This is a genomic window from Candidatus Schekmanbacteria bacterium RIFCSPLOWO2_02_FULL_38_14, from assembly GCA_001790855.1.
Taxonomy (GTDB): Bacteria; Schekmanbacteria; GWA2-38-11; order GWA2-38-11; family GWA2-38-11; genus 2-02-FULL-38-14-A.
Map to the genome: position 1 here is coordinate 115372 of MGDH01000018.1, position 8156 is coordinate 123527.

The following is an 8156-nucleotide window of genomic DNA, read 5'->3' on the forward strand; positions in this document are numbered from 1 at the left end:
AATGCTTAAGAAAAAAAATCTGTATGTTGCTATTGCCGTAATGACCATTGCTGCTGTTCTCGGGATAGCAATAAAAGCAAAGGTTGAAGAGAGAAGAGATGAAATCTATGAAAAGCTGTCTGTTTTTACACAGGCATTCACTCTTGTAAAGGGACAGTATATTGACGCAGAAAAAACAAAAGACAAAGACCTGATTTACGGTGCAATCAATGGAATGCTCAATACCCTTGACCCCCACTCATCCTTTCTTCCCCCTGATATGTATAAGGAAATGCAGATTGAAACCCAGGGGAAATTCGGCGGAGTCGGCATCCAGATTTCAATGGTAAAAGACCAGCTCACAGTAATTACACCTATAGACGATACCCCTGCATTTAAAGCCGGAATAAAGCCTCTTGACAGGATAGTGAAAATAAATGGAGAATCAACGCGTGGCGTGTCGCTTACAGATGCAGTAAAAAAGATGAGGGGCCCTAAAGGGACTAACGTTACAATAACGATAATGCGGGATTCATTCAAAGAACCGAAAGATTTTGTCCTTGAAAGAGATATAATAAAAATAAAAAGCATAAAGTCAAAAATTCTGGATGATATTGGATATCTAAGGATAACCCAGTTTCAGGAAGATACAAGCCGCGAGCTTGATAACGCCCTAAACGATATTTTGAAATCAAATATTAAAGGACTTGTTCTGGATTTGAGGAATAATCCCGGTGGGTTGCTGAACATGGCTTCAGATGTATGCGACCGTTTTCTTAAGGAAGGGAAACTTCTTGTATATACTGTTGACCAGTCAGGAAAAAGAGATTTGGAATTCATTTCAAAGAAAACTCCCCTCTGTCCCAACATACCAATGGCTGTTCTTGTAAACAGCGGAAGTGCAAGCGCATCAGAAATTGTTGCAGGAGCTCTGCAGGATTGGGAAAGAGCTGTGGTAATAGGAGTCAAAACATTTGGCAAGGGCTCTGTTCAGACTGTAATACCATTGAGTGATGGCTCAGCCCTAAGACTTACTACTTCCAGATATTACACTCCAAAGGGAAGGTCTATTCAGGAAAAGGGAATTATGCCTGACATAGAAGTTGAAGAAGCAGAACCAAGCCCTGACAAAAAAGAACAGAGGTTTTTCTTGAGAGAAAAGGACCTGGAGAATCACCTGAAAAATGAAGCTGCAACTGAAAAAACTGGAACAAAAGACAGCAAAGAGAAAAAAGAGGTTGAGAAAGAACCTCAGCCTGAAGAAATCTTACAATCAATAACCTCTCAGGAAATCGACCCATCAAAAGATTACCAGCTTAAAAGGGCTATTGAAATCCTGAAGGGGCACACTATTCTACAAAAACTTTCAGAACAGGCATCATAATAAAAGGCTCAAGGGTTCGAGAGGGACTCCCTCCGGACCCTTGAAATCTCCTTGCGATATTCCCTTTAAATTGAAACAGGCAATGGCTAAAAAAAAGAATAAAGAGACCGGCAGGTCCCCCTATCTCGGAACAATTATTTTTGTTATTGTCGCTGTTGCAGCAGGTGTAATTGCATTAAAGTATATTGAAAAACAAAAAATCCATAGCCAGCTTTTAGAAAATTCTGAAAAATTAAACCTCAGTCTTGAAAGCTCTCTGTTTAAAGCAGGTTTATCAAAAAAAGATATTGTTTCAAGCTCTGAGGAGCTTCGTGAAATAGAAAATGGCAAGATTCTTTTCTGCAAAAGAGTTGTTCTTCTTAAAAAAGGTTTAGCTGCTGAAGATTTGGAAGTTATAGTCAGAAAACTGGCAAAAATAAAAGGAGTTGAGATTGAAAAAGCAGAAGATAATGATGTTGCAAAAAAACAGGGGATAAAGCTTATTGTCAGACTCCATACCTTCCCTGTGCAGGAACTTATTATATACCCTGCTTTACAGGATAAAATATCTGACAGAACGTTAACAAAAGATGAACCCGCAAAAAACCCTGTCATTGCCATCATAATTGATGATATTGGGGGAAGCTTAAAACAGGCAAAACCTTTTCTTGCGATAAATGAACCTATAAATTTTGCAATACTTCCAAACTTAAGCTTTTCAAAAAAAATATCTCGGTTGGCAGGAAAATCAGGAAAGGAAGTTCTCCTCCACTGCCCAATGGAACCTGAAGAATACCCAAAGGCTGATCCCGGTCCCGGAGGGATATTTTTGAAAATGAAAAAAAATGAGATTTTAGAAACGCTTAATGAAAACCTCGATTCAGTTCCCAACGCAGTCGGATTCAATAACCATATGGGGTCAAGGCTTACTCAGGAGAAAAAAAAAATGGAAATCGTTCTGTCCTGGGCTAAAAAAAAGAATCTCTTTTTCATTGACAGCCGTACAACTCCAAAAACCATAGGTGCTGAAACAGCAAGGGAATTAAGCATAAAGACTGCTGAAAGAAAAGTTTTTCTTGATAATATAAGGGAGATTCCTGAAATTGAAAAAGAAATCTCCCGGCTTGCAGAATTTGCAAAAAAAGACGGCAAGGCTATCGGAATCGGACATCCCTACCCCGAAACTGCTGCGGCAATTCAGATGATGATTCCTAAACTAAAGAATGAAGGAATTGAGTTTGTCCCTGTATCTGAAATTGTTGAATGAAAAGTTAGTTTTTGTCAAAGCTAAAACTGCCGGCTCCAAAGCCTGCCACAACAAACAAACCTCCAAGAATGGCTAAATTTTTCATGAACTGAATTACTTGCATCTGGTCAGCAAAGTTTGTATGAAAGATTAAGGTCGTGGGAATGAGAAAAACAACAAGCAGAACTGCGCCTATCCTTGCCTTGTATCCAAGCAGAACAGACAACCCGCCTCCAATTTCAAGGACAATTGCGCATATTGCAAAAAACGCTGTAAAAGGCATTCCAAAAGAAACCATGTACTTTTGCGTCCCTTCAAAATTCATTATCTTCTCAAAACCAGATGCCAAAAAAATCTGTGAAATTAATATCCGACCAATAAGCGGAATGATTTTTTGCATTTTTTATCCTCCTGAGAATAACTATCTGACTTCTGCAGAGGCATTCAAGTCAAATGGATTTGTTCTTATTGCAAGGGAAAACAAATACGGGTAGTCCTTTTTTAAATGCTTCATATAAGACAACCATTCTGAAATAAGCTGTGTATATGCTCTTTTTATGTCAATTGAAAGGTGTTCATAATCAGCATCAGATAAATTCTTAACATCTTTTCTGTGTGCTAATTCATCAGTAAGATGGAAAACTGCCCAGAGAAGGTCTGTGAACGATTCATGCTCAAGAAGATTTGGATTTCCTAAAAGGCGCAGAAGAAAATCCCTTTCACCTATCAAAAAGCTTCTCAGGCTTTCTAAATTTCCATTTATGCTGTTGACCGCATAATCATGGTTTTTAATCCTCTTGCTGACTTCTGCAAATTCCTTTTCAGACCACTCGTTTGTTACAAGAAGATTTTTTCTTATTTCATCTGACTCAGGGTTAAAGCCTGAAAAAAGCCTTAGCAACTCTGTTCCGACCTGACTAAAAAATGTCCCTATTGCCATGTTCGTCTTCTTAAGCATATCGCGCCTCTCCCTCTCGCTCAAAAGCTCATCAATAATCAGCGTTACAAACAAGACCTGAATCGGGAGAAAAGCAAGGTCTCCTATCAGGTAAAGAAAAATATGGTGAGAGTTCCTGAAGATTGCATAGTGCACCAGATAAAAAAACACAGAAACTGCAATCAGCAATATGCCTAAAACAATTTGTCGTCTATAACGTTTCATGATTAAAAGCTTTTTTAAAAGAATTAGCACTTGAAAACTAAGGTGTCAAGGAAGGTTTGCCTCTTACAAAAACAAAAGGGGTGGTTTTACAACCACCCCTGTCTTGTTTTTATATTAATCTATTTCTTTTCAGAAACAGCCTTTGTTATAAGTTCAATGCCTTTTTTGGACTCTTCAACAGAGCGGGCAAGAGACTCTCTTGCCTGTTCAGGATTATGAAAACCATCAGAGTTTTCCGCTGTCCACCATTCCCAAAGAATATGCGCTTTTTGATGTTGTTCCTTTGCCTCATTTATCACATTTTCATCAATCCCAAGCTTTTTTGCTTCAACAATCTTATCAATCAGGCTGCTAAGCCAGAACTCTGCTTTTCTCATTTTGCCCTTTATGTGGTTTCTCACAGCATCAATTGAGTAATTAGCCTGTTCAGCAGTCCACTTTGAATGGCACTTCAGACAGGTCTCCTTGATATAATTTCTCGGGCTTGTCTGCCAGTGGGATGTGAATACTTTCCCGTCCTTACCCTTAATCTTTGGCATGTGGCAGTCATTACAGCTTGCACCAGCTTTGTCATGCTTTGAATTCCAGAAAACCTCTGCCTCAGGATGCTGCGCTTTGAAAAGCAACCCTCCTGTCAAACTGTGTTTAAAGTCTCTGAACTCAAGCTTGTTATAGTGGTCATATATCTGGAATACATCCTTAAATGGAAAATGGTTTGTCCTTACATCGCTTGCTGGAATCTTTTCTCCTGTTTTGGGGTTTATTCCTGCATTGCAGTTATACTCAACATGGCACTGCCCGCACTGAAGTTTTGGGTCATATTTGTCAAGGATTGCAATCTTTCTGAAATCCCTAAAGTCTATGACCTTTATCCCTGTGCGCTTTGAGTCTTTGTGCCAGAGTGTGTCTTCTTCTGGCCTTGTAAGGGCTTGGATTAAGCCGTCCCGCACAATTCTTGGCTTTGTTGCATGCGGGTCGTGGCAGTGAATACAAGCTATGGCATTATTTAAATCTTTTGCATATTCCACCACGTTTGAAGCCCTGTCCCATTTTGCCTTTGGGTCTTTATCCCCCATAAACTTCCATTTTAAAATGCTGTCATTGGTTTTACATTTTAAACACGTTGGATATGCTGCAGCAGCACTTTCAGGAAGAAATGGTTTGTGCTCGTTTGTTTCAGGATGTCTGTCCTCAAGAACATCCCATGCCTTTAAAGGACCAGGTAAAACTGTATATTCCCATCCTTTCTTGGGCTGGAATCTTCCGCCATAAGCCCTGTCAACAACAAGATGGTCAACAAGCATGTAAGCATGGCTTCTTGGAGCATTATGTTCTTTTGTAAACCCATGCCCCATCATTAGTTTGTCCCAAAATGGATTTGGAGAACGCTCGCTTAAAAGTGATTTTTCAACCCTTGCTCCCTTTTTAGGGTTTGTCTTAAAAAAAGTCTCAAACTGATTTTTATGACAGCTTCCGCAGTTTTCAGGATTTAAATTTGTTACAGGCTTCTTTTCTTCAGGTGAGGCAATGTGCTCATTAAGATTATCATGGCACTTTACACAATTTAAAGTTTTCTTATGCTTTCCTTCGCTCCAAAGTTCCTGAACTTCAACATGACATTCAAAACAGGTTTCAGGCTTTACAAAATTTGGCCCTGAACTGTTCTTGGCAGAAATAATGAAACTCCCCAAAAGCAAAACCAACACCCCAACGCCAAAAGATAAAAACAATCTCTTTAATCTCATACTCCTCCTCCCAAAAATCAAACTATTAACTCTTAAACATATAAAGAATGAGGTCTCTGATTCTGCACGAATATCCCCATTCATTATCATACCATGCAAGCACTTTTACCATATTTCCTTCAATCACAACAGTTGAACTTCCGTCAACAATTGACGAACTTGAATTGCCATTAAAATCTATTGATACAAGAGGCTCGCCACTGTATTCAAGAATCCCTTTCAGTTCACCATCTGCAGCTTTTTTGAAAGCTCCGTTAACCTCTTCAACTGTAACAGTTCTCCCAAGCTCTGCAACAAGGTCAACAAGTGAAACATTCGGAGTCGGAACACGGATTGCAAGGCCATCAAACTTCCCTTTAAGCTCAGGAATAACAAGCGCCAGAGCTTTTGCAGCACCAGTGCTGGTTGGTATCATTGATAAAGCAGCTGCCCTTGCCCTTCTTAAATCCTTGTGAGGAAGGTCAAGAATCTTCTGGTCATTTGTATAGGAATGGATTGTTGTCATCAGCCCTCTTTTGAGACCAAATTCGCTGAGAAGAACCTTTGCAACCGGCGCTAAGCAGTTTGTTGTGCATGATGCATTTGAAATAATATTATGCTCTTTAGGATTGTAGTTTTTCTCATTAACCCCCAGGACAATAGTAATGTCAGGGTTTTTTGCAGGAGCAGAAATTATTACCTTTTTTGTGCCGGCGCTAAGATGCTTTGATGCATTTTCTTTGTCAACAAACAGCCCTGTTGATTCAACAACAATATCAACACCAAGGTCTTTCCACGGAAGCTGGGCAGGGTCTTTTACTGAAAGAGCCTTTATTTTCTTCCCGTCAACTACTATGGAATCCTCTGTGTTTTTTACATCCGCTTTGAAAATACCATGAACTGAGTCATACTTTAACAGATGCGCAAGCGTTGCAGGGCTGGTGATATCATTTATTGCAACAATATCTATTTCTTTTGTATTTGCTGACGCTCTCAGAAAATTTCTTCCTATTCTTCCAAATCCGTTGATTCCAACTTTGACTGCCATTTTCTCCTCCTCAAAGCTATTTTACAGTTCAAGTGAATTTTTCATCAGCCATAAGTTGACTGATGAGGCTTTTAGATATTACGATTACAGTTTCCAGATACCGTGTTCTTATAGTTCAAAAACCATATATTTATAATCCGAATATCTACACAAAACAAACTAAAAGCATCAAACTGGTACAGGAAAAAATTTTAAAAGTCAACTCAAAAAATAAATAATAAAAAGGTTGCAAAAACTTTATATCCTGAAAGTTCAAACAGTATAATCAAAGAATTAAAAAATATTTTATTTGACAATCTTAATAAATTTTCATCTATTTATTATAAATATGATTGATACATCTAACGGAAAAAGAATAGATATTGCATGGCAGGTTGGCCTGCAGGTTTCCCTGTTAAAACAGATTGAAGGCAAAGAAGTCAAATTCCAGACTCAGATAGTTGGCTGGAGTATTCCTAACTTTATCATAGTTCATACACCTTATCTGAATGGCTTTCCCCCTGAAACGGATAAAGGGTCTGAATGTTTTATTAGACTGCTGAGTGAAGGCGAAACCATCGGTTTTGAAAACAGAGTCATTAGAGTCCAATTAAATCCAATCCCGTTAATCTTTTTAAGCTATCCTTCAATACTTGATAATGTATCCGCAAGAAAGGAAAAAAGATTTAAAACTCTCCTGCCAGCAGTGATACAGACAAAAGATAAAGATGGAAATATTGCGACATCAAACGGATTAATTCTCAATCTGAGTTCAACCGGCTGTCTTATCTCAACACAGAACAACTACCACAGAGGAAGCAGGATTTTCATTAGTTTCTCTCTGGCAACTAATGATGAAATAAACGATTTATCCTGTTATGTGAATAACGTAAGAGAGTCAAAAGAAATGAAATTACTCGGAATAGAATTTGATGAAGATTCAAAAGAAAAAAATAAAAGCAGACTCGATAAGTTTATTAACCCAATAGAAACTCTTAGCTTACCTGAGTAATAATAGTCTTTTTAGCGGGACAAAAATATCCCGTCTGCCTGCAGGTGGGGTTTTTTAACCCCGCCTTTTTAATTTAAAAAAAGGCAACATATGCAAAAAATCAAATTAGGAAAAACAGGATTTGAAGCAAGCAAACTTGGATTTGGAGCAATGCATCTTCCAAGAGTAAGCCCTGAAGAATCTGAAAGACTTATAAACAAAGCAATTGATATGGGAATAAATTATTTTGATACAGCAAGAGCATATCAGGACAGCGAAGAGAAGTTGAGCAGGGTAATACCAAAGCGAAGGAATGAATGTATCATCACAACCCGTTCTCATAACTGGAAAATGGGAATTGATGTTTACATTAAAGACTTTGAAACAAGCCTTAAAACTCTTAAGGTTGAGAGAATTGACTTTTATGGACTCCACAGCATAAATAAAAAAGATGAGCTTGATATGGTTATGGGTAAACACCTTGAGTTTCTGAAAAAAGCAAAGGAAAAAGGAGATATAGGACATATTCTTATTTCAGGACACAACCATTTAGTCATGGCAGAAGCTGTAAAAACCGGTGAATTTGACATGGTTTTTTTCCCTTTTAATGTGATTGAAAAAGAACCTCTGGAAACGCTTATCAACGAGGCAAACAAAAGAAATG

7 protein-coding genes and 1 pseudogene are annotated in these 8156 nt (G+C 38.3%); 4 read left to right on the top strand and 4 right to left on the bottom strand.

Annotated features, from left to right (window positions below; all coding sequences use genetic code 11):
* Position 1: 1 nt before the first annotated feature.
* Together A3H37_00900 and A3H37_00905 are read left to right on the top strand one after the other, a co-directional pair.
* Positions 2-1363: a hypothetical protein gene (locus tag A3H37_00900; protein ID OGL50297.1), complete on the top strand. Its 1362-nt coding sequence runs from the start codon at positions 2-4 to the stop codon at positions 1361-1363.
* A 40-nt stretch (positions 1364-1403) separates the two neighbouring features.
* Positions 1404-2609: a hypothetical protein gene (locus A3H37_00905; GenBank protein OGL50298.1), complete on the top strand. Its 1206-nt coding sequence runs from the start codon at positions 1404-1406 to the stop codon at positions 2607-2609.
* 4 nt (positions 2610-2613) lie between these two features.
* On the opposite strand, the gene A3H37_00910 is transcribed toward A3H37_00905, so the two are convergent.
* From A3H37_00910 to A3H37_00925, 4 genes are all read right to left on the bottom strand, one after another.
* Positions 2614-2988 (bottom strand): DoxX family protein, encoded by a 375-nt coding sequence (locus A3H37_00910; GenBank protein OGL50299.1) that lies wholly within the window; start codon positions 2986-2988, stop codon positions 2614-2616.
* Positions 2989-3009: 21 nt separating this feature from the next.
* Positions 3010-3750: a hypothetical protein gene (locus A3H37_00915; GenBank protein OGL50311.1), complete on the bottom strand. Its 741-nt coding sequence runs from the start codon at positions 3748-3750 to the stop codon at positions 3010-3012.
* A gap of 119 nt (positions 3751-3869) precedes the next feature.
* Positions 3870-5495: a hypothetical protein gene (locus tag A3H37_00920; GenBank protein OGL50300.1), complete on the bottom strand. Its 1626-nt coding sequence runs from the start codon at positions 5493-5495 to the stop codon at positions 3870-3872.
* A 25-nt stretch (positions 5496-5520) separates the two neighbouring features.
* On the bottom strand, positions 5521-6522 hold the full coding sequence (locus A3H37_00925; GenBank protein ID OGL50301.1) for a type I glyceraldehyde-3-phosphate dehydrogenase: 1002 nt from the start codon (positions 6520-6522) through the stop codon (positions 5521-5523).
* Positions 6523-6811: 289 nt separating this feature from the next.
* On the opposite strand from A3H37_00925, the gene A3H37_00930 reads away from it, so the two are divergent.
* Positions 6812-7513, top strand: a complete 702-nt coding sequence (locus A3H37_00930; GenBank protein ID OGL50302.1) for a hypothetical protein — start codon at positions 6812-6814, stop codon at positions 7511-7513.
* Positions 7514-7603: 90 nt separating this feature from the next.
* Positions 7604-8156, top strand: a pseudogene (locus tag A3H37_00935) (hypothetical protein).

Bases quoted from the DNA above. Each gene is read 5' to 3' on its own strand.
- A3H37_00925 (OGL50301.1), bottom strand. From the start codon at position 6,522: ATGGCAGTCAAAGTTGGAATCAACGGATTTGGAAGAATAGGAAGAAAT.
- A3H37_00915 (OGL50311.1), bottom strand. From the start codon at position 3,750: ATGAAACGTTATAGACGACAAATTGTTTTAGGCATATTGCTGATTGCA.
- A3H37_00920 (OGL50300.1), bottom strand. From the start codon at position 5,495: ATGAGATTAAAGAGATTGTTTTTATCTTTTGGCGTTGGGGTGTTGGTT.
- A3H37_00910 (OGL50299.1), bottom strand. From the start codon at position 2,988: ATGCAAAAAATCATTCCGCTTATTGGTCGGATATTAATTTCACAGATT.
- A3H37_00900 (OGL50297.1), top strand. From the start codon at position 2: ATGCTTAAGAAAAAAAATCTGTATGTTGCTATTGCCGTAATGACCATT.